Annotated in this window: 24 protein-coding genes and 3 tRNA genes; 14 read left to right on the forward strand and 13 right to left on the reverse strand. The window is 65.8% G+C overall.

Annotation, left to right across the window (positions count from 1 at the left end; genetic code table 11):
- Nucleotides 1–13: 13 nt before the first annotated feature.
- From CLM73_RS18960 to CLM73_RS18980, 5 genes are read right to left on the reverse strand one after another with little or no spacing between them, the layout of a single operon-like run.
- On the reverse strand, nt 14–1,507 hold the full coding sequence (locus tag CLM73_RS18960) for a class I adenylate-forming enzyme family protein (protein WP_105239752.1): 1,494 nt from the start codon (nt 1,505–1,507) through the stop codon (nt 14–16).
- 48 nt (nt 1,508–1,555) lie between these two features.
- Entirely contained in the window at nt 1,556–2,290 is a 735-nt protein-coding gene (locus CLM73_RS18965) for a CoA-transferase subunit beta (protein ID WP_105239753.1), read from the reverse strand.
- Nucleotides 2,283–3,116, reverse strand: coding sequence for a CoA transferase subunit A (locus CLM73_RS18970; RefSeq protein WP_105239754.1), 834 nt, complete (start codon nt 3,114–3,116; stop codon nt 2,283–2,285). The genes CLM73_RS18965 and CLM73_RS18970 overlap by 8 nt, the downstream gene beginning before the upstream one ends.
- Nucleotides 3,117–3,144: 28 nt before the next feature.
- Entirely contained in the window at nt 3,145–3,864 is a 720-nt protein-coding gene (locus CLM73_RS18975) for an enoyl-CoA hydratase/isomerase family protein (RefSeq protein ID WP_105239755.1), read from the reverse strand.
- The gene (locus tag CLM73_RS18980; RefSeq protein ID WP_105239756.1) at nt 3,861–5,030 is read right to left on the reverse strand and encodes a CaiB/BaiF CoA transferase family protein; all 1,170 of its coding nucleotides are present in this window, start codon (nt 5,028–5,030) and stop codon (nt 3,861–3,863) included. The genes CLM73_RS18975 and CLM73_RS18980 overlap by 4 nt, the downstream gene beginning before the upstream one ends.
- Nucleotides 5,031–5,342: 312 nt before the next feature.
- On the opposite strand from CLM73_RS18980, the gene CLM73_RS18985 reads away from it, so the two are divergent.
- On the forward strand, nt 5,343–6,311 hold the full coding sequence (locus CLM73_RS18985) for a Bug family tripartite tricarboxylate transporter substrate binding protein (RefSeq protein WP_105239757.1): 969 nt from the start codon (nt 5,343–5,345) through the stop codon (nt 6,309–6,311).
- On the forward strand, nt 6,308–7,957 hold the full coding sequence (locus CLM73_RS18990; RefSeq protein ID WP_105239758.1) for an FAD/NAD(P)-binding protein: 1,650 nt from the start codon (nt 6,308–6,310) through the stop codon (nt 7,955–7,957). Before CLM73_RS18985 ends, CLM73_RS18990 begins: the two co-directional genes overlap by 4 nt.
- Here the strand turns inward: CLM73_RS18990 and CLM73_RS18995 are convergent.
- A complete protein-coding gene (locus CLM73_RS18995) occupies nt 7,866–8,630 on the reverse strand; it encodes an IclR family transcriptional regulator (RefSeq protein WP_082578861.1) in 765 nt (254 codons plus the stop codon). The two genes, CLM73_RS18990 and CLM73_RS18995, sit on opposite strands and share 92 nt — an antisense overlap.
- An 81-nt stretch (nt 8,631–8,711) precedes the next feature.
- Nucleotides 8,712–9,326: a cysteine dioxygenase gene (locus tag CLM73_RS19000; RefSeq protein ID WP_105239759.1), complete on the reverse strand. Its 615-nt coding sequence runs from the start codon at nt 9,324–9,326 to the stop codon at nt 8,712–8,714.
- 167 nt (nt 9,327–9,493) lie between these two features.
- Here CLM73_RS19000 and CLM73_RS19005 point away from each other — a divergent pair, with 167 nt between their 5' ends.
- The 3 genes from CLM73_RS19005 (at nt 9,494) to CLM73_RS19015 (ending at nt 11,327) form a co-directional block, all read left to right on the forward strand.
- Entirely contained in the window at nt 9,494–10,282 is a 789-nt protein-coding gene (locus CLM73_RS19005; protein WP_105239760.1) for an SIR2 family NAD-dependent protein deacylase, read from the forward strand.
- Between the two features lie 98 nt (nt 10,283–10,380).
- Nucleotides 10,381–10,983 (forward strand): helix-turn-helix domain-containing protein, encoded by a 603-nt coding sequence (locus CLM73_RS19010; RefSeq protein ID WP_199778170.1) that lies wholly within the window; start codon nt 10,381–10,383, stop codon nt 10,981–10,983.
- A 95-nt stretch (nt 10,984–11,078) separates the two neighbouring features.
- Entirely contained in the window at nt 11,079–11,327 is a 249-nt protein-coding gene (locus tag CLM73_RS19015) for a hypothetical protein (protein ID WP_199778171.1), read from the forward strand.
- A 35-nt stretch (nt 11,328–11,362) separates the two neighbouring features.
- Here CLM73_RS19015 and CLM73_RS19020 read toward each other — a convergent pair whose 3' ends face one another.
- The gene (locus tag CLM73_RS19020; RefSeq protein ID WP_105239763.1) at nt 11,363–12,247 is read right to left on the reverse strand and encodes a LysR family transcriptional regulator; all 885 of its coding nucleotides are present in this window, start codon (nt 12,245–12,247) and stop codon (nt 11,363–11,365) included.
- 131 nt (nt 12,248–12,378) lie between these two features.
- Between CLM73_RS19020 and CLM73_RS19025 the strand changes: the two genes are divergently transcribed.
- A complete protein-coding gene (locus tag CLM73_RS19025) occupies nt 12,379–12,975 on the forward strand; it encodes a short chain dehydrogenase (RefSeq protein ID WP_105239764.1) in 597 nt (198 codons plus the stop codon).
- A 111-nt stretch (nt 12,976–13,086) separates the two neighbouring features.
- Here CLM73_RS19025 and CLM73_RS19030 read toward each other — a convergent pair.
- Nucleotides 13,087–13,163, reverse strand: a tRNA-Arg gene (locus CLM73_RS19030).
- A 166-nt stretch (nt 13,164–13,329) separates the two neighbouring features.
- On the opposite strand from CLM73_RS19030, the gene CLM73_RS19035 reads away from it, so the two are divergent.
- The gene (locus CLM73_RS19035; RefSeq protein WP_105239765.1) at nt 13,330–13,551 is read left to right on the forward strand and encodes a DUF3079 domain-containing protein; all 222 of its coding nucleotides are present in this window, start codon (nt 13,330–13,332) and stop codon (nt 13,549–13,551) included.
- A gap of 127 nt (nt 13,552–13,678) precedes the next feature.
- On the opposite strand, the gene CLM73_RS19040 is transcribed toward CLM73_RS19035, so the two are convergent.
- Together CLM73_RS19040 and CLM73_RS19045 are read right to left on the reverse strand one after the other, a co-directional pair.
- Nucleotides 13,679–13,755: transfer RNA gene (locus CLM73_RS19040), tRNA-Arg, on the reverse strand.
- 175 nt (nt 13,756–13,930) lie between these two features.
- Nucleotides 13,931–14,007 (reverse strand) — tRNA-Arg (locus CLM73_RS19045).
- A gap of 217 nt (nt 14,008–14,224) precedes the next feature.
- On the opposite strand from CLM73_RS19045, the gene acpA reads away from it, so the two are divergent.
- Complete coding sequence (gene acpA / locus CLM73_RS19050; RefSeq protein ID WP_105239766.1) at nt 14,225–15,958, forward strand: acid phosphatase; 1,734 nt, start codon at nt 14,225–14,227, stop codon at nt 15,956–15,958.
- A 57-nt stretch (nt 15,959–16,015) separates the two neighbouring features.
- Here acpA and CLM73_RS19055 read toward each other — a convergent pair whose 3' ends face one another.
- Nucleotides 16,016–16,531: a DUF2199 domain-containing protein gene (locus CLM73_RS19055; RefSeq protein ID WP_105239767.1), complete on the reverse strand. Its 516-nt coding sequence runs from the start codon at nt 16,529–16,531 to the stop codon at nt 16,016–16,018.
- 481 nt (nt 16,532–17,012) lie between these two features.
- On the opposite strand from CLM73_RS19055, the gene mnmH reads away from it, so the two are divergent.
- Nucleotides 17,013–18,059, forward strand: coding sequence for a tRNA 2-selenouridine(34) synthase MnmH (mnmH, locus tag CLM73_RS19060; protein WP_105239768.1), 1,047 nt, complete (start codon nt 17,013–17,015; stop codon nt 18,057–18,059).
- A 16-nt stretch (nt 18,060–18,075) separates the two neighbouring features.
- On the opposite strand, the gene CLM73_RS19065 is transcribed toward mnmH, so the two are convergent.
- Complete coding sequence (locus CLM73_RS19065; RefSeq protein ID WP_158685885.1) at nt 18,076–18,954, reverse strand: LysR substrate-binding domain-containing protein; 879 nt, start codon at nt 18,952–18,954, stop codon at nt 18,076–18,078.
- A gap of 153 nt (nt 18,955–19,107) precedes the next feature.
- Between CLM73_RS19065 and CLM73_RS19070 the strand changes: the two genes are divergently transcribed.
- From CLM73_RS19070 to CLM73_RS19090, 5 genes are read left to right on the forward strand one after another with little or no spacing between them, the layout of a single operon-like run.
- Nucleotides 19,108–20,079, forward strand: coding sequence for a tripartite tricarboxylate transporter substrate binding protein (locus tag CLM73_RS19070; RefSeq protein ID WP_105239770.1), 972 nt, complete (start codon nt 19,108–19,110; stop codon nt 20,077–20,079).
- Nucleotides 20,080–20,092: 13 nt separating this feature from the next.
- On the forward strand, nt 20,093–20,674 hold the full coding sequence (locus CLM73_RS19075) for a carboxymuconolactone decarboxylase family protein (protein ID WP_105239771.1): 582 nt from the start codon (nt 20,093–20,095) through the stop codon (nt 20,672–20,674).
- Between the two features lie 25 nt (nt 20,675–20,699).
- Complete coding sequence (locus CLM73_RS19080; RefSeq protein WP_105239772.1) at nt 20,700–21,500, forward strand: SDR family NAD(P)-dependent oxidoreductase; 801 nt, start codon at nt 20,700–20,702, stop codon at nt 21,498–21,500.
- A 54-nt stretch (nt 21,501–21,554) separates the two neighbouring features.
- A complete protein-coding gene (locus tag CLM73_RS19085) occupies nt 21,555–22,550 on the forward strand; it encodes a Bug family tripartite tricarboxylate transporter substrate binding protein (protein ID WP_105239773.1) in 996 nt (331 codons plus the stop codon).
- Entirely contained in the window at nt 22,534–23,373 is an 840-nt protein-coding gene (locus CLM73_RS19090) for an amidohydrolase family protein (protein WP_105239774.1), read from the forward strand. Before CLM73_RS19085 ends, CLM73_RS19090 begins: the two co-directional genes overlap by 17 nt.
- Nucleotide 23,374: the final 1 nt, after the last annotated feature.

Genomic DNA, 23,374 nt, shown 5'->3' on the forward strand with positions numbered 1-23,374 from the left:
CCCCCTTTCGCATTTACTGCACAGCCTCGCGCGCCGCCGCCTGGCGCGCCAACGCCTTGCGGTCGACCTTGCCCACCGCGTTCTCGGGCAGCCTGTCGGTCCAGCAGACGTCGCGCGGCACATAGATCCTGCCCAGCCGCGCCAGCACCTCGGCCTGTATGGCGGCCGCGTCTGGCGCGGATTCGCCGTTGCGCTGGACGAAGATCACCGGCGTCTCGCCCAGGTCATCGTCCGGCGCCCCCACCACGCAGCAGGCGGCGATGCCGGCCATCCCCGTCACCACGCCTTCGATCAACGCGGGCGAGATGTTCTCGCCGCCCCGGATGATCACGTCCTTGATGCGCCCGGTGATGGTCAGGTAGCCCTGCGCGTCGAAGCGGCCCAGATCGCCGGTGCGCAGCAGCCCGGGCGCCCCCGCGTCCGCGCTGTCCACGCCCAGATAGCCCAGCATCAGGCTGTCGCCCGCAATGCAGATTTCGCCTTCGGCGCCGGCCGGCGCCACGCCGCCATCGGGCAGGCGCAGGCTCACGTCCTGGCCTTGCAGCACCGTGCCCACCGATCCCACGCGCCGCGCGTCCGGTGGATTCATCGTGGATGTGCAGGTGGCCTCTGACAGCCCATAAGACACGACGAGCGGGCACCCGAGAAAGGCTTCGATCCGGCGATGCAAGGCCTCGGTGATGGGCGCCGAGCCGCAACGCGCGAAACGCAGCCCGGCCAGGCTGTCCGGATCGAACGTCAGTTCCAGCATGCGCGCATACATCGTCGGCACGCCGGTGATGATCGTGGGCCTGAACACGGCCAGCAGGCCGGGCATGTCCTGCGCGCGGAACCGGCCGGCCAGCGCCACACTGGCGCCGGCCAACAGCGGCGTGAAGATCTGGTTGTTCAGTGCGTTGGTGTGATGCAGCGGCATCACGTGCAGCAGGCGATCCGATGGCGTGAGGCCCGTATGCGCCAGCACGCCGCGCGCATTGTTCACCAGGCCTTGATGGGAAAGCAGCACGCCTTTCGGATTGCCGGTGCTGCCCGACGTGAAGAGCAGCAAGCCCGGCGCCTGCGGCGCAATGTCCGCCCCCGCCCAGTCGGTAATGCCCGCTGCCACCTGCGCGGCATCGAGCACGCGCGCCTCGGGCAGGCCGCAGGCGCGGGCCGTGGCGGCGTTGTCGTCATCCGCCAGCATCCACTTCAAGCCCACCGCCGCCACGCGCCGCGCGGTTTCCTCCACCGACAGCCGCGGCTCCAGCGGGCACGGACACGCGCCCGCCGCCATGACGCCCAAAATGGCCAGCACCTGCGCCAAAGAGCGCTCCATCGCCACGCCGACGTAATCGCCCGGCGCAACGCCCGCGGCCCGCAGGCCACCCGCCGCCTGTCCCACGCGGCGGCGCAGATCCGCGTAGCTGACCGTTTCCTCGGCGGTCACCAACGCTGTGCGAGCCGCCCATTCCGGCTGGCCCCACAAGCGCGCAAACGCCGCCACGACCGTGGCATCGGCAATCGTCATGACTGATTTCCCCTGTACCGGGCTTCGGTTGGATGGGTGGGTGCGCGATCAGCGCAGCGCGACGGCGGCGTCGCGTTCGAACTGCCCGCCGGCGTCCAGCTCACGCAAGGCGCGGGCTTCCTGCTCGGTCGGCGGTTCGGTCGGACCGGCGCCGGTGGCGTCGAACTCGAAACCCGTGCGTTCCCGTACTTCGGACAGGCTGGACTCCGGATGCCAGGATTGCAGAGCCAGACGGCCGTCGCGTTTGACGAACACCGCAATCGGCGTCACCACGCCATGAAAGCCGCCCCACGACGTCATGAAGTCCAGCTTGGGCACGAACGTACGCCGCGAATGCTCGGTGCGCCAGGTGCAGGCGCGCTTGGCCGTCGGCAGCATCACCGCGCCCCCGCCCCCGCCGGGCAACCGGACCTTGGGTTCATGCCAGTCGCCGATGCACGAGTTGTTGGCGCAGCCCGCGCCGTCGATCTGCGCGGCGCCCAAAAAGGTCAGGTCCATGCGGCCGCGCGTGCACAGGTCGTAGAAGTCTTCGTTGGAAAAGATCGACGCGGTGTGTTCGGCCAGCACCGGATCCGAACTGGACAACGGGATGTGCGACGGCCGCGGGTTCACACCGCCCGCCACGTTGATGTACACAAAGTCCCAGTCGTAGGCGCGCTTGGCAAGCAGGCACGCCAGCATGGGCATGGTGGAGTTCACGCCGCTGAACGTGATTTCGTCAGGACGGATGAAGCGCGCCAGATTGGTGACGATGTACGAAAAGCCCGACCATTGCTCAGCCATGATTTCCCTCCCGCGATTCGGGCGCCGCCGCCATGTGCGCGCGCAGATCGCTGTTCTTGTCCATGTAGGTTTCCACTGCCGGATAGTCGATGGCGTAATCGGGCCAGCACGACCCCGGCCACGCGCCCTGCGGCACCACCGCAAAGGCCTGCACCATGAAATACGGCACCAGCGTGGATTCGGGCTGCGCCTCGAACACCGCGCTGTCCACCTGCTTTTCGGCCACGACCAGCACGCTGCCCGCGGCGCGCGACATGATGCGATCCCAGTGCGCCGTGCCATGCACGCGCACGTTGCCCAGCGCATCCACTTCGGACGCCTGGATCACGGCGAAGTCCGGCTTGATCGCGGGCACCACCCAGGTCTTCTCGCCGCTGCCGTACGGATCGTCCAGGCATTGCCAGCCGTTCAATTCGGGCAGGCCGCTGCCATGCAGGCCGCCGCAAGGCTGAAACGGCACGCCAAAGGCCGATGCGCGCAGCCCCGCCGTCAGGCTGGCGCACGCGTGTTCCTCAAGTTCGATCTCGTGGCGCTCCACGGCGCGGCGATACCAGGGCGCCAGCCCGAAATTGCCTTCCATCGCAACGATGCCCGCGCGCACGCGGCGCAGCACGCCCGCACGGCACAGGATGTCCACGTCGTACCCCGGCGACTGCTTGATGAGTTCCAGATCGCGCTTTTCCTGGCGGATCAGTTCGCGCACGAAGGCGAACGGTCCGCGATGCAGAAAGCTGCCGCCCAGCGCGATCGACGCCCCGTTCGGCACCAGCGCCGCCAGTTCCTGCAAGCTGCACTGCTTGTTCTTTTGGTTGAATCCTGAAGCCATTGTCTTCCTCCTGCTCGATGGGACGCGCCTAGCGCGCCTGCAGATATGCCGCCACGCGGTCCTTCAGGCCGGGCGCCGCAGCCGAGCGCACCAGCCGCGCCATATCCGTGTCCGGCGTCTCCTGCGACAAGGCCGCGTAGAGCTGCGTGCGGCTGGCATCGGTCAGCGCACTCGCCGTCTCCAGCGCCGCTTCGCCGATCTGCGGCCACTCCTGCTGTGTTGCCAGCCGGCTGGCGAATCCATCGCGCAATGCGTCTTCGGCGTTGAAGGTGGCGGCCTGTTCAAGAATCGTGCGCGCACGCTCCGCACCCACCAGCGCCGCAAAACGCCGCGTGCCCAGCACCAGCCCAAACTTCAGACCGGGCATGCGGAACGTGGCGTCCGGCGTGCTGATGCGCCATTTGCAGGCGCCGAACACGTCCACGCCCGCGCCGAAATTTCGCCCGTGCGCCAGCGCCACCGTCAGGCACGGCGATGCCGCCAGCCGCTGCAGCAGGGTCTCGATCCGCACGAAGCGCAGCAGCAGATCGCCTTCGCTCTGCGTCTGCCAGTCGCCAAAGTCAAAGCCCGCGCTGAAGTTCTTGCCCTCGCCTTGCAGCACGATGACCTGGGCACGTTCGCCCTCGGCCTCGTCCAGCGCGGCGATCAGCGCATCGACCAGGTCGGCCGACAGCGCATTCATTTTTTCGGGACGCGCCAGCGTCAGCACGTGGCGCGGCCCTTGCCGGTCGATACGCAGAACGCTCATTGCTTGCCTCCCTTGCCGGCGTCGCGCAGCGGTCCCAGCACCTCGTCGTTATGCTCGCCCAGCGCAGGCGGGCGGCGGCGCAGCGCCGTGGTCTCGCCATCGAACCGAATGGGCAAACCAAACGTGCGCGTTTGCACGCCATTGGGCAGCTCCAGCGCCTGCACCCAGCCCATGTGCTCGACCTGCGGATCGGCCAGCACTTCGGAGTAGGTGTTGATCGGCGCGCACGGCACGCCGGCCGCGCGGAACCGCGCCAGCCAATCCTGCGCCTCGTGCTCGGCGAAGATTGCTTCCAGGATGTCGCGCAGATCGGTCTGATTGCGGGCGCGGGCGCTGGTGTCGGTAAAGCGGGGATCGGCCAGCAGGTCTTCGCGCCCGACCGTCGCGCACACGGCCTTCCACAGCGCCTGATTGCCCGCGGCCATGCCGAAATAGCCGTTCTTGCAGCGAAACGCCTGATACGGCGCATTGCGCGGATGGGCCGACCCGAGCTTGACCGGATCCTTGCCGCTGCCGAAGAACTCGGACGTCTGCAAGGCGGCGATGCCCAGCGTGGCGCCCAGCATCGGCACGTCGATATGCGTGCCCTGCCCGCTTGCCTGAGCCGCGCGCAGCGCCGATGCGATGGCGAACGCGCCATACAGCCCCGCGGAAAAGTCCGCCAGCGGCACGCCGCATTTGACCGGTTCGCCGCCGGGCTCGCCCGTGACGCTCATGATGCCGCTCATCGCCTGAATGGTCAGGTCAAAGCCGCCCTCCTGCGCGCGCGGCCCGGACTGGCCGTAGGCGGAGATCGAGCAATACACCAGCCGGGGATTGGCCTCGCGCAACTGCGTGTAGCCCAGGCCCAGCCGTTCCATGACGCCCGGCCGGTTGTTCTCGATGAGCACGTCGGCGCGTAGCGCGAGCTCCCGCGCCAGGATCAGATCGCCAGGATCCTTCAGGTTCAACGTCACCGACCGCTTGTTGCGATTGAGCGAGGCGAAGTTCTCGCTGTAGCCGTCCGAGATGGGCGGCCAGCTGCGCAGCGTATCGCCGCCCTCCGGGTTCTCCACCTTGATCACATCCGCGCCCATGTCCGCCAACAACATGCCGCAAAAGGGTCCCGCCGCAACGTTGCAAATCTCCAGCACCGTGATGCCGGCAAGCGACGAACTGGGTGTCATGTCTGACCTCTCGTTATGAAAATTCAATATTTGGGATGCGAAAAACAGTATAAAACGCGGCCTTCAACGATGGCATCATCCAGACCCGCCGCAGTGAAAACCGTTCGCTTTCAGGGCCACACCTAGTGCAATCCCTAGGTGTCGCGGTTAATTGTTGACCAGCATAGCACCGTGTGGAATTCTACGTAAACCATTTATTGAAACGTCAATCCTAATATTTAGGATTTCACAAAGAGGACTGCAGCGGCTCCGGCGCCCCGCAATCGCGAATCGCCTCCGTCGCATGCTGGCCCATCCACCGAGGAGACTTGCATGAGACTGTCGTGGCGTATTGCCCTGGCCAGCACGGTGCTGGCGTTGTCGGCCAACCCCGCATCGGCCGACAACTGGCCGACCAAACCCGTTCGCATGGTGGTGCCGTTTCCGCCGGGCGGCGCGACCGATGCCGCCGCACGCATCTATGCGCAGCATCTGGGAGATTTCCTGGGCCAGAGCGTGGTCGTTGAAAACAAGGCCGGCGCGGGCGGCGAGATCGGCGCCGAATTCGTCGCCAAGTCCCCGGGCGACGGCTACACGCTGCTGATGGGCGCGGTGGGCAGCCATGCCATCCACGCCGCCATGCCCGACAAGCCGGGCTACGACTTCGGCACCGCGTTTGTCGGCGTGTCCATGGCCACCAGCATGCCGATGGCGGTCGCGGTGAACAGCAGCAAGATCCCGGCCAAGAACGTGCAGGAGCTGATCGCGCTGGCCAAGAGCAAGCCGGGGTCCATCACCTTCGGGTCGGCCGGACCCGGCACCTCGCAGCACATGGCGGGCGAACTCTTCCAGGCAGTCACCGGCACGCGGCTCATGCACGTGCCGTATCGCGGCAGCGGCCCGGCAATCACGGATCTTCTGGGCGGTCAGATCGACATGGTCATCGAAACGCTGCCCGCGCTGCTGCCGCAGGTCGCCACCGGCAAGATCCGCCTGCTGGGCGTCACGACGGCCAAGCGCGCCACCGCGCTGCCCGACCTGCCGACGCTGGCGGAACAGGGGGTGAAGGATTATTCGGTCGCCACCACGTACGCGCTGCTCGCGCCGGCGGGCACGCCGCCCGCGGTCGTGGACAAACTGTCGGGCGGCATGCAAAAGGCGGCGGCGATGGAATCCGTGCAGCAAGCGGCCCTGAAACTCGGCGCCGACGCTATTGCCACCTCGCCGGCCGACACCAGCCGGATGCTCAAGCAGGAAGTCGCGCGCTGGGCCGACGTGGTGCGCCTGTCGGCGGCCAAATGACGCGCGCCCCCGCTTCGGCCCCGCCGGCCGCAACCGACCTGGCCATCGCGGGCGGCGGCTCGGTTGGCGTCAGCTTCCTCTATCAGTTCCTGCTGGCGCTGCAGGCCGCGCCCGGCGTGCGCCCGCCAACGATCCATCTCTTCGAGCCGCAGGCCGCCCCCGGTCCTGGCGATGCGTACCAGGACGACCTGCGCAGCAACCTGCTCAACATTCCGGCGGGCAACATGTCCGCGCGCGCCGACCATCGGCTGGACTTTGTCGACTGGCTGCGCGAACAGGATGCCAACTGGCTCCAAGGCTTCGGCGTCACCACGATCGACCCCGCCGACTTCCTGCCGCGCCCGCTGTTCGGCGCCTACCTGCGCGCGGTCTACGCGCGCTGCCGCCTGCTTGCCGAATCGCTGGGCGTGACGCTCGCACACGTGCCCAGCCGCGTACATCGCGTGACGCCGCAGCCCGACGGCCGCGTGCTTGTCCAGCCCGATCCCGGCGCGCCGCTCGCCGCGCGCCACGTCGTGCTGTGCAACGGCAACCTGCCTTCGCAGGCATTCCCCGCGCTGGAGGGCGCGGCGGGTTACTTCAACAGCCCGTATCCGGTGTCGTCGCTGACGCACACCATCGCGCCCGATGCCTCCGTGTGCATCGTCGGCACCAGCTTGAGCGCCGTGGACGCCGTGGCCGCGTTGCAGCAGGCCGGACACCGCGGGCCTATCCTGTGCGTCTCGCGTAACGGGCGGCTGCCGTCGGTGCGCAGCCCGCACAACCGCGCGCCCAGCACGCTGCAGCACCTGAGCCGCGACGGCGCCCTTCGGCTGGCGGCCCGGCACGGCGGCGCGCTGACGCTGGACATCATCTGGCAGGCGCTGCAGGAAGAGGTGCGGGCGCTGCAAGGTTCGCTGGACGACGACGATGTGCTTGGCATGGAAGGCGACGCCCGAGCCGCACTGGACGATGAAATCCGCCGGTCGTCCGCGGCGCCGCGTCCATGGCAGGCGGTGGCAGCCGCCACCAATGCGGCGGTCGACCAGATCTGGCATCTGTTGCCGGGCGCCGAACGGCGCCGCTTCCAGTCGCAATGGCGATCAATCTGGATGGCGCGACGTGCCACCTTCCCGATGCGCAACGCCTTGAAATTGCAGTCCTTGTTCGGCGCGAACCAGCTCCGCGTTGCCGCCGGCTTTGCCGGCTGCGATCACGATTCGGCTACCGGCCTGTTCCGCACGCGATTGCGCACGGCGGACGGCCAGATCGAACATCTGAGCCAGCATCTCATCAACGCCACGAGCTTCTCGGTGGATGCGCAGCGCACGGACGATCCGCTCGTGTCCCAGCTGCTGCGCGACGGTCACGCGCAAGCCGATTCGCATGGGGGACTGGCGCTGGACTACGACACCGGCTGCCTGACAAACGCCGGCGGCCAGATCGTGGCGGGCGTCTCGGTGCTGGGCAGCCTGGCAGGGGGCACGTACTTCTGGACCACGTCCATGGACGTGAACGCCCGGCTGGCGCGCGATCAGGCCGAGCGGATCGCGGCCACGCTGCGCGCCGCGCCCGCTATTGATCCAGGAATCCCCGGCGATATCCCATCCCCTGAGAGATGGACTGCGCACAGGCCGCCACATCCGGCGCAAGCTGCTTCATCCTAGCTGCGCTCAGGCGGTCCAGCGGTCCCGAGATACCGACCGCCGCGACGGGCTGGTCCAGACTGTTGAACACGGTCACGGCCAGCCCGCCCACCCCTTCCCGCCATTCGCCCCGATTGACCGCGTAGCCGGCACGCGCGATCTTGCGCAGTTCGTCTTTCAAGAGCGGCATGGACACGATGGTGGACGGCGTGTGCCGCACCATCTGCTCGGCGTAACGTTCGACGTAGCCTTCGGCCTGATAGGCCAGAAGCGCCTTGCCGGTTGCCACCGCGTAGGCGGGCGCGCGGCCGCCCACCATGGAATACGCGCGAATGGGCTGCGGGCTGTCGATCTTGTCCACGTAGACCACATCAAAGCCGTCCAGCACCGACAGATGCACGGTCTCGCCGGTCTGGTCCGCCAGCGTGCGCATGTAGGGCGCGGCCAGCTTGCGCACGTCCAGTTGCGCCAACTGCCGCGCCGCCAGTTCGAACAGGCGCACGGCGCCGCGGTAACCGCCTCCGTCGTCGTCCTTGATGACATAGCCGGCGTGGATCAGCGTCTGCAAGGTGCGATGCGTATTGCTGCGGGTCAGGCCCACGCGCGCCGCCAGCGCATCGATGGTGCGAGGCGGATTGTCCACATCGGTCACCGCTTCCAGCACCATGAGTCCTTTGAGCAGCGTCTTGTCCATTCGTAGTTTTTCCTAATATTTAGGACGGGAACATAGCACGAGACGCGGCGCGGGAACAGCGGAATTGCCGCAGTGCCCTTCCTAGACCAGCGTGGCGCGGACGGCGGCAGACCGATCCCACAGATTGGGCATGCTGGGCGACGAATAGCCCGACACGAACGGCTTGGCCACACCGGTGTCCGGGTCGTAAACATGGCGCGACACCGCGCCGATATTGCCGCCATACAGATGCACGCTGATCGAGACCCGGTCGGGATAGGCGTTGGACACCTGATGGATATCGCCCTCGGCCGGCGACAGGCGTTCCACATCGCCGGGCCGCAGGGTCGTGGCCTCGCCTGCGGGCGCCAAACGCCCGTCAGCGTCGCGCACAAACCGCTGATTGATCTCCGAGCCGCGCAGCATGCCCACATAGCCCCAGACCTCGTGATCGTGCACGGGCGTGGACTGGCCGGGTCCCCAGACAAAGCTCACCAGCGAGAAACGCTCCAGCGGATCGCAATGCAGCAGGAACTGTTGATAGAACTGCGGATGCGGGGCGGTACAGGCTTCGGGCAGCCAATCGTCGTGGCGCACCAGGTCCGCGAACGCCGCCTCAAGTTCGGGCGTCTGGTCCAGCGCCTGCGGCGCGGCCAGCCGTGTGGCGGTGGCGATAAAACGGCGCAGCCGTTCCAGGCCGTTGTTCGATTCAGGCATTGCAGGTCTCCAGGCGGGATCAAATCCCAGAATGAAAAAAGAGTATCCACGATTCAGGACGGCAACGCACGCGCCCGCCGATTCCCGCACGGACCAACCCCACGCAACCGCGCTTGACAGGTCCTTGCCGGCGCGTGCAGCGTATCGGACTGTCTACAAGGTTGGAAATGAAAAACACGCATCACGATATTCCGCCCGCGCTGGCGCAGGCGCTGCGCGACGCGCGCCGCGTCGTCGTCTTCACGGGCGCGGGGGTGTCCGCGGAAAGCGGCATCGCCACGTTCCGCGATGCCTTGACCGGGCTCTGGTCGCGCTTTGACGCGCAGGCGCTGGCCACGCCCGAAGCCTTCCGGGAACATCCCGACGTCGTCTGGGGCTGGTACGAATGGCGGCGCGCGCAGGTCTTGCGCGCCGCGCCCAATGCCGCGCACCACGCCATCGCCACCCTCGCGCGCCTCGTCCCGGCGCTGACCGTCATCACGCAGAACGTGGACGATCTGCACGAGCGCGCGGGCAGCCGCGCCGTCACGCATCTGCACGGCAGCCTGCATGCGCCGCGCTGTTCGCGCTGCGGCGCGCCGCAGACCTTTGCCGCCGAAACGCCGCAAGAACCGGATGGCGGCCGGCGCATCACGCCGCCTGCGTGTACGGCATGCGGCGCGCCGGTGCGGCCGGGCGTCGTGTGGTTTGGCGAAAGCCTGCCGGCACAAGCCTGGCGCGACGCGACGGACGCCGTGCGGGAATGCGACCTGCTGCTCAGCATCGGCACTTCGTCGCTGGTGTACCCCGCCGCCGAACTGCCGCAGTTGGCCATCGCAGGCGGCGCCACGGTCGCGCAGGTCAACCCGGCCGCCACGCCGCTGGATGCGCTGGCCCATCACAATCTGCGCGGCGCCGCAGCCGAAGTGATGCCGAAATTGCTTTCCGCCGCGAGGTTTGGTGAGAATCAGGGATAACCGAAACACTCTGCAATGACACGCGCGCGACACTTGCGGGCAACCCCCCAAATTCACCATTACAACCGCGCTAGACAGTGGTGTAATGGGCTTCGTTTGTGGAGATGACCATTCCGTTTTCCTGGAGACTTCCTGACGTCTTCGTACGTTCGCCAGACGGTATCTTGCACCGTGTGGTGCGACACGCCACGACCACGGAAACCATCGCCCTTCTCGAAGGCATGCCCAGCAACACCCATCTGGATTGCGAATGCAAGCTCGACAACGGCGAAACGCTGTGCTGGGTGGGCAACGACGAATACCGCCAGTTGAATGGCGGCGCCGTCTTTCTCGCCGTCACGGCGCACACCACACCTCGAGGCGAGTCGCGTCACAGCGTCTCCGCCCCGAGCGATGAAAAGCCGGCATCCGCGCCGAGCCCCTCACGCAAAAAGTTTGCAGGGGCCCACGCGCGCCTGCCGCCCGCTGTAGTCAATCTAAAAACCGGCAACGATTGGAGCCTGATACGCGCCTGGCGCGAGCATCTGAATATCAGCACTGCTGATATGGCTGCCCGCCTTGGCGTAGATCACTCCATCTATATTGAATTGGAACGGCCGCGCCCGCGGCCCCGGCAGGTCATTCTTGACCGCGTGTCCGAGGCCCTGGGCGTATCGCCGGAACAACTCGATGATTCATTGTTAGGCGGACAGTTTCATTAGCGCTGCGCGCGAGGCATTGCCCCGCGCCCGCGCCATGAAGTGTTCAAACGACTTTGGCGCCGACACCTGACGGCCCGCGCATGGAGGTATTGAATATGCTCGGCACCGCAAGACGATTGACCGACGTGCTCGCCACTTCGCCGGATGGCACGTTGTATCGCATCGAACGATTCGTTTCCGATCCCGGCGCGTATTCCGCGCTGGGCACACCGCGCTTCGACCCGAAGACACACTGCGTCTGCCGCACCAGTTCCGGCGAAAAAGTCGCGTGGCTGGGCGGACAGACCTACCAGTTGCTCAAGAGCGGCACGTCGCTGACTGCCGTGGACAGACGCCGCACCTGACAGCCGCCCCTGCCGCCCGCCACTCCTACCCGCCGCTACCGCCCAAAGCGCGTCACCACGAAATCCACGAATGTCGTGAGTTTGGGCGGAGCCTGGCGGTCCTTCGCGTACAAGAGCGTAATGGGCCGCGCCACCGGCCAGTAAGGCTGCAGGATGGGCACCAGGCGGCCGGCGCGCACGTCGTCGGCCAGCAGCAGCTCAGGCTGCAACACAATGCCAAAGCCTGCCAGCGCGGCCTGCCTCAGCGCCTGCCCGTTGTTCGACACGAAACGCCCCGTCGGATACCCCATCTCCCCGCCTTCGTCCGTGCCCAGCCGCCAGCCGGTGCGCCGGCTCCAATGCGAAAAATCCAGACACTGATGCCGCGCCAGATCGCCGGGCACGGCCGGCGTGCCGTAGCGCGCCAGATACGCCGGGGCCGCGCAGATGATCATCTGATAGAGCCCGATGCGGCGCGCCACCAGGCCGGAGTCCGCGGGTTCGCCAATGCGCAGCGCCACATCGAAACGCGACGCCACCACGTCTTCGACCATGTCGCTCAGCGACAGCTCCACACTGACGTCCGGATAGATCGACAGGTATTCGGCGATTGCCGGCGCCAGCGCGAATGAACCGAACGACACGGACGAGGTGATGCGCAGATGGCCGCGCGGCGCGGAACGCAGCGCCTCGGCCCCCTGCTCCGCGTCGCGGATGTCGGCCAGGATCGTCTTGCAGCGCGCGAAGTACGCCTGCCCCGCCTCGGTCAGGCTCTGGCGCCGCGTCGTGCGGTTCATGAGCCGCAATCCCAGCCGCTCCTCAAGGCCCTTGACGTGTTTGGCGGCCATGGCCGGCGACATATCCCGATGCGCCGCGGCGGCAGACAGGCTGCCCAGCTCGACCACCGCCACAAAAACTTCCATGCTGAGCAGGCGATCCATGGATTACGCACTCCGAGTGTTGACTGATCCAACAATTCTAGGATTTTTCGGAAGAAATGCGGCGCGCAGAATGCGTCCATGCGTTGGCGTCCGTGCCGGCGCGCCCATTTCAACAATCCACGGAGAACCCCATGAAGATCATCCTTATCGGCGCCAGTGGCACCCTCGGAAGCGCGATCGCCCGCGAACTCGGCCAGCGGCACGACATCATCGCGGTGGGCAAGACGCGCGGCCAATACCAGGTCGACGTAACCCGCAGCGACAGCATCCGCGGCCTGTTCGAACGCGTGGGCAAGGTCGACGCCATCGTCTCGGCCACCGGCAGCCTGCACTTTGGCCCGATCGCCGACATGACGGCGGATCAGTTCAAGATTGGGTTGCATGACAAGCTGCTGGGCCAGGTCGACTTGGCGCTCATCGGCCAGCATTACGTCAACACAGGTGGCTCGATCACGCTGACCAGCGGGATCCTGAGCGATGAGCCCATCCGCTTTGGCGCCAACGCGGCCGCCGTGAACAGCGCCATCGACGGTTTCGTGCGCGGCGCGGCCGTGGAGCTGCAAGGCATCCGCATCAACGCGGTCAGCCCCACCGTTTTGCAAGAATCGCTGGACAACTATGGTCCGTACTTCCAGGGCTTCGAAGCCGCCCCCGCCAGCCGTGTCGCGCTGGCCTACAGCCGCAGCGTGGAAGGCGCGCAGACCGGGCGGGTGTATCGGGTGTGGTGAAAAAACGGATAAAAAAAAGCGGCTTGATGAATTCATCAAGCCGCTTTTCGCGTGCGCATTGCTGCGTCTTTCTGGCAGAAACCATGCTGTGCAGCATGATCTCGAATAAGTTGGTGCGCCCGGCAGGATTCGAACCTACGACCCCCTGGTTCGTAGCCAGGTACTCTATCCAGCTGAGCTACGGGCGCCCCGAAAGAGGCGTGTTTATAACACGAAAGAATCGTGCCATGCAAATCGACCCCAATTAAAACGGGTCTTCGCACAGGCCGCGTCCCTGCGTTTGCGCGATGTCAATGAAACGCACGGCCCGTGCGCAGTACGCTGAGTTCAACAAGAACACATCAGGCAGACAGCATGGCCAAGAAGTTTCCCCTGCATCCCAAACACCCTGAACGCATTTGCTGGGGCTGCGATCGATATTGCTCCACCGATTCCATGGCCTGTGGCAACGGCTCGGGCCGCACCATGCACCCGGCGGAATCGCTCGGCGACGATTGGTATCTATTCGGAGATTGGGGCTTCGACGAGGCGGACGACAAGCCGCAATCGAAAGAGAAGGAAGAAGCCGCACACTGAAGTGATGTGCAACCGGGTGAAGTGCAAAACCCGCGATGCACAAAACAAAAAGGCCTTTGATTCAAGATCAAAGGCCTTTCCATTTTCTTTGCCGCTTTTTGCATCGCGGTGTTTAAACCGTGATGTTTGGTGCGCCCGGCAGGATTCGAACCTACGACCCCCTGGTTCGTAGCCAGGTACTCTATCCAGCTGAGCTACGGGCGCTCCGGCAAAGAGGCAAAATTATATCAGAATAATCGTGCCATGTTTGTAGTGGAGCAGAACTTTTTGCGGAGAACTTCCAAGTGCAAACTTCCTACCGCAAACTTCGCTTCACTACGGCTGCTTTTTCGTTTCTTTTCTGCCAATCCGCGCATTACGCGAACTACAACAAAAAACTTGGTGCGCCCGGCAGGATTTGAACCTACGACCCCCTGGTTCGTAGCCAGGTACTCTATCCAGCTGAGCTACGGGCGCTTGAAAAAGCAAGCCTTGAATAATAGCGTTGTTTCGCAAGATGCGCAAGTTGGGAGGCAGGCAGATGGCAGCGTACAGCTTCCCGACAGCGGATGGTCACACCGATAGAACTTTGTCTCTTTAGCCTAGCGGCCGTTAACGATGCCGGCTGTCATCCGGCGATTTTCGTGACGCAATGACAGTGCGCCACGTCATCCGCAAGCTCAAGAGACCACTCATGTCCGACAAAGACAAAAGCACTGGAGAACCTTCGCAGGACGCCCCCAGCGCAACGCCCGCACGCGCCACCCGTCGCGGCTTTCTGACCGGCATCGCCGCATTGGGCGCCAGCGCGGCCGCCATGGGCGCACTGTCCGGCTGCTCCAACGACGACGACGATGACAGCCCCGCGGCGCCCGCCCCTGCGCCAGAACCCACCCCCGCCCCTGCGCCCGACCTGACCACGCAGCTACGCGACAACGTCAAGACGCTGGTGGTGATCTTTGCCGAGAACCGCAGCTTCAATAATCTGTTCGCCAACTTCCCCGGCGTGGAAAAGCCGCTGTCCGCGCTGACGCCGGCCGACTACAAGCAGCTCGATCGCGACGGCACGCCGCTGCCGGTGCTGCCGCCTGTGTGGAACGGGATGGTGCCTACGTCGCAGCAGGCCAACCACATCACCTACCAGGTGGATCAGGCTGCGGCCTACATGAACAACTTGTCCAACGCGCCGTTCGCGTTGCAGGGACCGCTAGGCGAGCCCTTGCCGCAAGGCGTGGTGACGCGCGACCTCTGGCACGTGTTCTACCAGAATCAGATGCAGATCAACGGCGGCAAGAATGACAAGTTCGTCGCGTGGGCCGATTCCGGCGCGCTCGTCATGGGCCACTACAGCGATTCGGCGTACAACCTGCGGCTGTGGAAGCTGGCGCAGGAGTTCGTGCTGTGCGACAACTTCTTCCAGGGCGCGTTCGGCGGCTCGTTCTTGAACCACCAGTACCTGGTCGCGGCGCGTCCGCCCTTCTATCCCGGCGCCGCGGATTCCGTGGCCAAGACCCAGATCGCACAACTGGAAAGCTCGGATCCCACCGATCCGCGCCTTGTGCCCAAGCCCGCCACGCCCGCAAGCGCGCTGACCGGCATCCCGCAGTTCGGCGCAAGCGCGCTGACGCCCGACGGCTACGGCGTCAACACCATGGCCCCGCCCTACTGGCCCTCGTTCAGCCGCGATGCCACCGATTCGACGCTGGCAGACCCCACGAGCCCGCAGACCATGGTGCCGCAGTCGCATGCCAACATCGGCGACCTCATGACCGCGAAGGGCCTGGACTGGGCCTGGTATGCGGGCGGCTGGAAAGCCGCGGTGGATTCGACGGCCAGCACAGGCTTTCCGTCGTCGCCCAACTTCCAGGCGCACCACCAGCCCTTCAATTACTTCAAGAGCACGGCGCCGGGCACCGCCGCGCGCACGGCGCACATCCGCGACGGCGGTCTGGGCGACCTCAATGCCACCAACCGGTTCCTGGCGGACGCCGAAGCCGGCACGCTGCCGCCGCTGACCTTTTACAAGCCGCAGGGCAACCTGAACATGCACGCAGGCTATGCGGATGTCGACTCGGGCGACCGCCACATCGCACACATCGTGGACAGCCTGAGAAAGAGCAAGCAGTGGGAAAACATGGTGGTCGTGATCACCGTGGACGAGAACGGCGGCTGGTGGGATCACGTGGCACCGCCGCAAGGCGACCGCTGGGGCCCGGGCACGCGCATCCCCGCAGTGATCGCATCGCCCTTCGCCAAGAAGGGCACGGTGGACCACACCATCTACGACACGGGATCCATCCTGCGCCTTGCCACGCGGCTGTTCGACCTGCCGATGCTCGATGGCCTGAAGGCGCGCGATGACGCCATGACGGCACGTGGGCAAGCGGCGATGGGCGATCTGACGAATGCGCTGACGTTCAGCGCCTGACGCAGGCAGGCGGGCGGGCGATTTGTCGGGCGCAGCGCCGCCCGACAAATCGCCCGCCTATGCCGCGCTCCCCTGCCCGTGCACGAGCAGCGCGTAGATTTCCGCGACGCGGCCGGTCGTGATTCCCTCGCGCTGCTCGACTGCCAACGGATGACTCGTCGGCTCCAACTCGATGTATGGCCGGATGCCGTCGTCTCGAAGATGCACGTGCGTCTTCAGCCCGATCGTGTCGGGATACGGATCGAGCCGCGTCGTCAGCCAGCCGAACAGAGGCGGCGTGTGCGAACGCTTTGCCTCGTCCGACATCCGCACCCACGTCTCGTAGCTTTGCAGACTGAGCGACACCCACACGCCCCAGACAAAGGGTTCGGGGTGACTTGCGATCGGCAGCTCGATGCAGCCGCGCACATAGAAGTGCTGCTCGTCTATCACGCAATCGTCGCTGCCTAGATCGCAGCGCTGGTCGCGTTCTTCGGGCGGGACGGCGTAATACGTGGCGGGCGCATCGGCGCCGAAGCTCGGCAGGCCGTGGTGTACCTCGTCGCAGGTGGTGCACTTGAATGAAAAGTCCATTGCTACTTTCTCGGTGTTCGTTCTTAAGGCGTCCGGCACGGTGGCGGCCCGGGGCGCGCGGGGCCACGATTGCGGTCCGGAGCCTTCGCTCCGGACTGCCCCATCGTCATCTTCGTCCAGGCCTGCGGCCTTCCCTTCAGATTCCCTCGGGCTTATCGACGCCCCGCGCACCCCGGGCCGCCACCGCACCGGACTCTAGCATTTGACACTTGTAGGGCGTTGGGGTGGTCAGTGTGCTTGGCATTTTTGCGCAGAAGTTTTTGGGTTCAAAGCATCTTGCGGGGCCCGTCCCCGTTCGGCCGCGCGGGCGGCCTTCGGTGACTTACGCGGTGTCTTGCGTTGGGGTGATGGCGCTTCGCGCGTAGGTGGCGCTTCGGTGTCAGACACCCAACTTGACGAGCTGCCATCCTATCCGCCGCGACGAAGCCGGCAGACAGCGCCGCGTGCGAAAATTGCGGACCTACTTTCCGGGACGGTCCGCGTGAAACACCTGCTTGTCAGCCTCGACAGACTGCATGATTTCGACGAAATCATCGACGTGCGCACGCCGCTGGAATTTGCCGACGACCACATCCCGGGCGCCCGCAACGCGCCGGTGCTCGACAACGACGAACGCGCGTTGATCGGCACGATGTACAAGCAGGTCTCGCCCTTCGAGGCCTCGCGAGCCGGCGCGGCGCTCGTCGCTCGCAACATCGCCCGCCATCTGGAAACCACCTTCGCTGACCGGCCTCAAGGCTGGCGTCCGCTGGTCTACTGCTGGCGCGGGGGCAAACGGTCGGGGTCGATGACCCTGATGTTCAACATGATCGGCTGGCGCGCCCGGCAACTCGACGGCGGCTACAAGACTTACCGGCGCGCCACCCTGGACAGCCTGCAGACGCTCCCGCAGCCGCTGCGCTTCGTCGTATTGACCGGCCCAACCGGCAGCGGCAAGACACGCCTGCTGCACGCGCTGCGCGAGGCGGGCGCGCAGACGCTGGATCTGGAAGATCTCGCATCCCACAGGGGTTCGCTGCTGGGCGCATTGCCCGACGCACAGCAGCCCACGCAAAAGCGCTTCGACACCCTGCTCGCCGTCAGGCTGCGCGAACTCGATGCCAGCCGGCCGGTGTTCGTCGAAGCAGAAAGCCGCAAGATCGGCGCCGTGGAACTGCCCGCGTCCTTGCTGCACGCCATGCATCAGGGCGACTGCATCGAAGTGCGCGCCAGCGGCGAAGACCGCACGCGCTTCCTGCAGCAGGATTACGCGCGGCTCTTCGACACGCCGGACTGGCTCAAAGCGCAGTTGCAGCGCATGGTGGGGCTGCACAGCCGAGAAACCATCAAGGGCTGGATCACATTGGTGGATGAAGACCGCCGCGAAGACCTGGCCCGCGAGCTCATCGACCGGCACTACGACCCGGCGTACGCGCGCAGTTCGCAATCGCATTTTGTGAATCTGCCACGGGCCCGGCAGGTGGACTTTCGGCCTAATGACGAAGACATCCTGGAGCAAGCGCTCGCGCTGATGCGCAGTCTGCCGTGACCATGTGCCTGCGCGTTCAGCGTCCGCCGCTGAGCACGCCAAGCACATGGGGCAGCAGCGGCAGCGTATTGGCCGGGTTCCATACGGCCGAGTATTCCGCCTGCACCACCATCCCGTCGATGTCCTTGAACACGACGCCCGGCACCCCGGCGCGCGCAAAGGAACGCGGCACCAGCGACACGCCCAGTCCCATCGCAACCAGGCTCACCACGGACACCAGGTGCTTGGCATAGTGCATGATCTTCGGGCTGAATCCCGCCTCCATGCATGCGCTGATCGTCAGGTCATGGAAGCTTGGCCCGCTGTGCCGCGGGATGGCGATGAACGCGTCCTCGGCAAGTTCCTCGAGCCGCACGCGGCGCCGCCGCGCCAGCCGATGGCCCTCTGCCAGCGCGATGACCAGTCCAACGCGACCCACCGGGATGGATTGCATGTCGCCCACGCCTTGCGACACCTGCGCGAAGCCGATGTCGATGCGGTCCTGTTCCAACGCCTGAAGCTGCTCTGACGATCCCATCTCCTCCCAGACGCTTTCCAGGCCCGGCAGATCGCGCTCCAGTTTGAGGAGCACTTCGCGGATATCCATGAACAGCACCGCTGCGACAAAGCCGATACGCAAACGCCCGGCGTCGCCGCGTTCGGCGCGCTGCACGGCCCGGATCGATAGTTCGGTCTGCGCCAGCAGACGGCGCGCTTCCTGCACCAGCGCGGTCCCGGCAACGGTCAGCCTGACGCTGCGCTTGTTGCGGTCGAACAGCGTGACGCCAAGCCGCTCTTCAAGTTGCTGGATGGCTTTGGTCAGGGGCGGTTGCGAGATGAAAAGACGCGCGGCGGCGCGGCCATAGTGCAGTTCCTCAGCCAGCGTGAGAAACATGCGCATCGACTTCTGGTCCATGGGGCTCATTCGCAAAAACGGGCGGCGCCACGCGCGCCGGACAGTTCAGTAATTCCGAATGGGAATTACTGACATCCAAAAATCATATTGGACGGCTATTACAGAGAATAAGCAGAATCCCTCCGTATAACAACACGCATATCGGAGACTTGCATGCGAAGCGCACTCTCACGCCGGCTCGCCGCCGCCGGCGCATTGCTGATTGCCGCGGCAGTCAGCCCCGCCCAGGCCGACTACCCCGAACGCCCCATCCGGCTGATCGTGACCTTCGTACCCGGAGGCGGCGCCGACCTGCTGGCGCGCTACCTGGGCCAGGCGCTCACTACGGAGCTGAAGCAGACCGTGGTGGTGGAGAACCGCCCAGGCGCGGGAGGAATGATCGGCGTGGACGCCGGCCGCAACGCGCCCGCCGACGGCTATACGCTGACCCTGATTTCCTCCAGCTATACGGTCAATCCCAGCCTGTACCGCATGACCTTCGATCCGGTGGCAGACATCACGCCCATCGTGCAGGTGTCGCGTGGCCCGTTGCTGGTCGTGACCAATCCGGACTTCAAGGTGAAGAACGTGGCGGCGCTCATCGACTATGCGAAACAGCATCCGGGCGCCATCAATTACGCCTCGTCCGGGCAGGGCAGCGTAATTCACCTGGCCAACGAGCTGTTCAATCGCCGGGCCGGCGTAACCATGACGCACATTCCCTACAAGGGCGGCGGCAATGCGCAGAACGATCTGATGGCCGGCCAGGTCCAGCTTTACTTCGCAGCAACCGCCAGTGCCTTGCCCCATGTGGCGTCCGGCAAGATGAATGCGCTGGCCGTCACCACGCCGCACCGCATCGCGGCGCTGCCCGACGTGCCCACCATTGCCGAGTCGGGCTTGCCTGGCTTTGACGCCACGCTGTGGTACGGGTTGATCGGCCCCAAGAACCTGCCCGTGCCCATCGTGGACAAGCTCAACGCTGCGGTGAACCGCGCATTGCAAACGCCGGAGGCACGCGAAAAGCTCCTGGCCGACGGCGCCGAACCGGCCGGCGGGACGCCCGCGCAATTCGCGGCCGCGATCGGCAACGAGATTTCCCAATGGAGCCAGGTCGTCAAGGATCTCGGCATCAAACCTGAATAGGGCAGGAACATTCATGGCACGAGTTGGCCCTCCCCTGGCCGCGGAAATGTCCGCGGAACAGAAGCGCATCCACGACCTCATCGCATCCGGTCCGCGCGGCCGTGTGCGTGGCCCGCTGGCGGTTTGGCTGCACCGGCCGGCAATGGCCGAGCCTGCGCAGGGATTGGGCCAATTCTGCCGCTACGACAGCTCCCTGCCGCCGCGCTTGTCCGAATTGGCGATCCTCGTGCTGGCGCGCGAGTGGAAGTCGGAGTTCGAGTGGTGGGCGCACAAGGCGATCGCGTTGAAGGCAGGGGTCTCGCAGGCCGTGGTCGACGCGCTGCGCGATCGCAGGGAGATCGCATTCGAACACGCCGATGAAGCGCTGATTCACGAGTTCCTGGTCACGTTGCACGAGACGCGCCGCATCCCGGACGCGCTCTACCAGCGGGCCGAGCGCATGTTCGGCCGCGATGGCGTGATCGACCTCGTCGCGCTGGCCGGCTACTACACGCTGATCTCGATGACGCTGAACGTCTTCGAGATCGATCCGCCGGACGGTGAACCGCTTGAATTGAAAGCGGCCGATGACGCCAGCGCGGCGCGCATGTCCTGATCAACCTGTTGGAGAAGTGAAAACCATGAAGAGAAGATTGGAAGGAAAGGTGGCGATTGTGACCGGCGCGGGCTGCGTCGGACCCGGCTGGGGCAATGGCCGCGCCGTCGCCGTGCGTTTCGCGCAGGAAGGCGCGAAGGTGTTTGCCGTGGACAAGCGTGCCGACGCCATGGCCGAAACGCTGGCGCGCGCCCGTGAGGCCGGCGCGGACATCACCGCCTGGACCGGCGACGCCACGGTCGCCGCGGACGTGCAAGCCATGGTGCAGGCCTGCGTCGCGCTGCATGGACGCGTGGACATCCTGGTCAACAATGTGGGCGGCTCGCGCCGCGGTGGCCCCGTGGACCTGACGGAAGCCGAATGGGATGCGCAAATGGACTTCAACCTCAAGAGCGTGTTCCTGGCGTGCAAACACGTCATTCCCGTCATGCAGCGGCAAGGTGGCGGCGCCATCGTCAACACCGCGTCCACGTCCGGGATCCGCTGGACGGGCGCCGCGCAGGTCGGCTACGCGTCGGCCAAGGCCGGGATCATCCAGCTTTCGCGCGTTGTTGCCGTGGAATATGCCAAGCACAACATCCGCGTGAACACCGTCGTGCCAGGACAGATGCATACCCCGATGGTCGAGGCTCGCCTCGCCGGCCAGCGCGCGGGCGGCAACGTCGAGGCGCTGCTGGCCGAGCGCCAGGCCCGTATTCCATTGGGGTTCATGGGTGATGGCATGGACACGGCCAATGCCGCGCTGTTCCTTGCCTCCGACGAGGCGCGTTTCGTGACCGGCACCGAGATCGTGGTGGACGGCGGCATGAGCGTGCGCTGCGACTGACGCAGTCCACGCTACTCAAGACCAGGAGGCGGCAAGCTTCCAACAGGAGACAACATGAACAACAAGAATCTTTCTTTCGCCCGGCGCCGTCTGTGCGCCGCCGCCTGCCTCGCTCTGCTTGCGGCGGGCCAGACGCCGGCGCTGGCTGCTGCGTATCCGGACAAGCCGATCCGGCTCATCGTGGCGTTCTCGCCAGGCGGACCCACCGACGTCCTGGCGCGGCTGGTGGCCAAGCGTCTCGCGGATGACCTTGGCCAGCAGGTTGTCGTGGAGAACAAGCCCGGTGCGGGCGGCAACATCGCATCTGAAGTGGTGGCAAACGCGCCTGCTGACGGGTACACGCTGCTTTACAACAGCTCCTCCATCGCCATCTCGCCGGCGCTGTTCGGCAACGACAAACTCGATCCGGGCAAGATTTTTACCCCCGTCGCGTCCGTCGCAAACGTGCCGTTGGTCCTCATCGTCAATCCTGCCGTCCGCGCGGATACTGCCGCCGGCTTTGTGGCGTTGCTCAAGCAGCAGCCCGGCAAGTTGAACATGGGATCGTCGGGCAACGGCACCATCGACCATCTGACCAGCGTGCTGTTTGCGCGGCAGACGGACACCGAATTCGCGCACGTGCCGTACAAGGGCAACGCCGCCGCCCTGCCCGACCTGATGTCGGGCCGCATCGACTTCATGATGTCGGGCAGCCTGAACGCGTTCCTGCCCTACGTGCGCGAAGGCAAGCTGAAGGCGCTGGCCGTCACCACCGGCAAGCGGGTGTCGGCGCTGCCTGACGTGCCGACGCTGGCCGAGACTGTCGCGCCAGGCTTCGATTCGGGCACCTGGCAAGGCATCGTCGGGCCTGCCGGCCTGCCCGCGGCGGTAACCGCCAAGCTCAACCATGCCGTCAATGACGCCCTCAAGGATCCCGCGCTCAAAGCCAGCCTGGACGCGCAAGGCGCCGAACCCACTGCCGGCACGCCGACGCAGTATGGCGATCTGATCCGCGCCGAATACCAGCGCTGGAGCGCCATCATCAAGGAAACCGGTGCAAGCTCCAACTGATATCCGCCGCCCCGACGGCGCGGCGCGCGGCCGCTGGGACTGCCATACGCATATCTTCGGCCCCTGGCAGGACTATCCGCTCGCGAGCAATCCCGCCTATGTGCCCGCCGAGGCGCCCTTCTGCGCGCTGCGCGCGCTGCATGCCGCCTGCGGTTTGACGCGCGGCGTCATCGTGCAGGCGGCGCCCTATGGCGAAGACCACACGGCGCTGCTCGACGCATTGCGTGCCGGCGGCGGCGCGTACCGGGGGATCGCACTGATCTCCGAAACCACGTCCCCGCAGACGCTTGAACGCCTGCATGGCGCGGGCGTGCGCGGCATCCGCCTGGGCATGATGAAGCACCTGGCCGGCAAGCCTGACGCCACGCGCATGGGCGCACTGCTGGACAAGATCAGACCGCTGGGCTGGCACGCGCTGGTCCATGGTGAATTGCCCGACGTGCTGGACGTCGTGCCGGAGTTGCTGCGCCATGGCGTGCCGCTTGTCATCGATCACATGGCCCGCGCGCCCGTGGACGGTTCTGTGGACCTGGCGCCGCTGCTCGCACTGCTGCGCGATGCCAACGTGTGGATCAAGCTATCGGGCGCCGACCGCATCACCCGCGGCCAGAACGACTGCCGCGCCGCACTGCCGACGATGGCGCGTCTGATCGAAGCGGCCCCGGACCGCGCGATCTGGGGCAGTGACTGGCCGCACGTCAATATCGCTTATCCCCCGCCCGCCATGCCATCGCTGCTTGGCCTGCTGCACGAGGCGTGCGGCGCCGGCCCGGCGCTGCTGGCCTCGATCCTGAGCGACAACCCAAGCCGTCTCTACGGCTGAC

It is taken from the genome of Achromobacter spanius (assembly GCF_002966795.1).
In the GTDB taxonomy this organism is placed as follows: Bacteria; Pseudomonadota; Gammaproteobacteria; order Burkholderiales; family Burkholderiaceae_B; genus Achromobacter; species Achromobacter spanius_D.

What these genes read in the sequence shown, in the direction of transcription:
- CLM73_RS18960 (WP_105239752.1), bottom strand. Translation starts at nt 1,507, where the DNA reads ATGACGATTGCCGATGCCACGGTCGTGGCGGCGTTTGCGCGCTTGTGG.
- CLM73_RS18965 (WP_105239753.1), bottom strand. Translation starts at nt 2,290, where the DNA reads ATGGCTGAGCAATGGTCGGGCTTTTCGTACATCGTCACCAATCTGGCG.
- CLM73_RS18970 (WP_105239754.1), bottom strand. Translation starts at nt 3,116, where the DNA reads ATGGCTTCAGGATTCAACCAAAAGAACAAGCAGTGCAGCTTGCAGGAA.
- CLM73_RS18975 (WP_105239755.1), bottom strand. Translation starts at nt 3,864, where the DNA reads ATGAGCGTTCTGCGTATCGACCGGCAAGGGCCGCGCCACGTGCTGACG.
- CLM73_RS18980 (WP_105239756.1), bottom strand. Translation starts at nt 5,030, where the DNA reads ATGACACCCAGTTCGTCGCTTGCCGGCATCACGGTGCTGGAGATTTGC.
- CLM73_RS18985 (WP_105239757.1), top strand. Translation starts at nt 5,343, where the DNA reads ATGAGACTGTCGTGGCGTATTGCCCTGGCCAGCACGGTGCTGGCGTTG.
- CLM73_RS18990 (WP_105239758.1), top strand. Translation starts at nt 6,308, where the DNA reads ATGACGCGCGCCCCCGCTTCGGCCCCGCCGGCCGCAACCGACCTGGCC.
- CLM73_RS18995 (WP_082578861.1), bottom strand. Translation starts at nt 8,630, where the DNA reads ATGGACAAGACGCTGCTCAAAGGACTCATGGTGCTGGAAGCGGTGACC.
- CLM73_RS19000 (WP_105239759.1), bottom strand. Translation starts at nt 9,326, where the DNA reads ATGCCTGAATCGAACAACGGCCTGGAACGGCTGCGCCGTTTTATCGCC.
- CLM73_RS19005 (WP_105239760.1), top strand. Translation starts at nt 9,494, where the DNA reads ATGAAAAACACGCATCACGATATTCCGCCCGCGCTGGCGCAGGCGCTG.
- CLM73_RS19015 (WP_199778171.1), top strand. Translation starts at nt 11,079, where the DNA reads ATGCTCGGCACCGCAAGACGATTGACCGACGTGCTCGCCACTTCGCCG.
- CLM73_RS19020 (WP_105239763.1), bottom strand. Translation starts at nt 12,247, where the DNA reads ATGGATCGCCTGCTCAGCATGGAAGTTTTTGTGGCGGTGGTCGAGCTG.
- CLM73_RS19025 (WP_105239764.1), top strand. Translation starts at nt 12,379, where the DNA reads ATGAAGATCATCCTTATCGGCGCCAGTGGCACCCTCGGAAGCGCGATC.
- CLM73_RS19035 (WP_105239765.1), top strand. Translation starts at nt 13,330, where the DNA reads ATGGCCAAGAAGTTTCCCCTGCATCCCAAACACCCTGAACGCATTTGC.
- acpA (WP_105239766.1), top strand. Translation starts at nt 14,225, where the DNA reads ATGTCCGACAAAGACAAAAGCACTGGAGAACCTTCGCAGGACGCCCCC.
- CLM73_RS19055 (WP_105239767.1), bottom strand. Translation starts at nt 16,531, where the DNA reads ATGGACTTTTCATTCAAGTGCACCACCTGCGACGAGGTACACCACGGC.
- CLM73_RS19065 (WP_158685885.1), bottom strand. Translation starts at nt 18,954, where the DNA reads ATGGACCAGAAGTCGATGCGCATGTTTCTCACGCTGGCTGAGGAACTG.
- CLM73_RS19070 (WP_105239770.1), top strand. Translation starts at nt 19,108, where the DNA reads ATGCGAAGCGCACTCTCACGCCGGCTCGCCGCCGCCGGCGCATTGCTG.
- CLM73_RS19075 (WP_105239771.1), top strand. Translation starts at nt 20,093, where the DNA reads ATGGCACGAGTTGGCCCTCCCCTGGCCGCGGAAATGTCCGCGGAACAG.
- CLM73_RS19080 (WP_105239772.1), top strand. Translation starts at nt 20,700, where the DNA reads ATGAAGAGAAGATTGGAAGGAAAGGTGGCGATTGTGACCGGCGCGGGC.
- CLM73_RS19085 (WP_105239773.1), top strand. Translation starts at nt 21,555, where the DNA reads ATGAACAACAAGAATCTTTCTTTCGCCCGGCGCCGTCTGTGCGCCGCC.